The organism is Burkholderia catarinensis (assembly GCF_001883705.2).
Classification (GTDB): Bacteria; Pseudomonadota; Gammaproteobacteria; order Burkholderiales; family Burkholderiaceae; genus Burkholderia; species Burkholderia catarinensis.
In genome coordinates this window covers 1-711 of the sequence record NZ_MDEQ02000077.1, presented here as the reverse complement: position 1 = coordinate 711, position 711 = coordinate 1, and the positions used below count along the sequence as shown (strand labels likewise).

1 protein-coding gene is annotated in these 711 nt (G+C 65.7%); it reads left to right on the top strand.

The annotated features are described in order from the left end of the window. On the top strand, window positions 1–421 hold a 421-nt coding region (locus BFF94_RS37565), incomplete at its 5' end, for a tetratricopeptide repeat protein (protein ID WP_219140470.1). Window positions 422–711: the final 290 nt, after the last annotated feature.

The window sequence follows — 711 nt, the reverse complement described above, 5'->3', positions numbered from 1 at the left end:
AGATCCGCGCATCGCCGCGCTCAAGCAAACCGCGAAGACCCAGCCGAAGGCCGCCTACGACCTCGGCCTGCGCTATTTCCGCGGCGACGGCGTACGCCAGGACAGCTACCAGGCCCTCAAGTGGATGCGTGAAGCCGCCGAGCGTGGCGACCTGCGGGCGCAGAAGGCGCTCGGCAGTTTCTACCTGTTCGGTCTCGAGGAAATGGGCTCCGATCCGCGCGAAGCGGAGAAGTGGCTGTCGATCGCGGCCGCCCGCGGCGACAAGGAATCGAAGAAGCTGCTCGAGCTCGCGCGCAAGGCGAAGAAGGAAGACGAAGAAGACTGGAAATGGCGCACGCAATGGCGTGACGTCTATTACGGCTACTGGTACTCGGGCTATCCGTACTACGGCGTCTGGCAGCAGACGGACTGGTACTACTGACCGGGCTGGAAGCAACGGGGGCAGCAGCGGGGAGACCACCATCGCGCGCCACACCGGGGGGCTTATCGAAGATCGCACGAACACATAAGCCGAACAACGACTCTATCGATCGATAACGACATGAAGACCAACCTTTCCCATCGTCTTACCCAAGGTGCGCTGGTCGCAGCGCTTTGCGCGTCCGTCGCGGGCTGCGGCGGCATGGTGACGCCCGGCGGCCAGAACGCCGGCGTGACGGGTGCCGCGGCGGGCGGCGCGAGCGCGGGCGCCGATTCGGGGCTGCAGCGCTG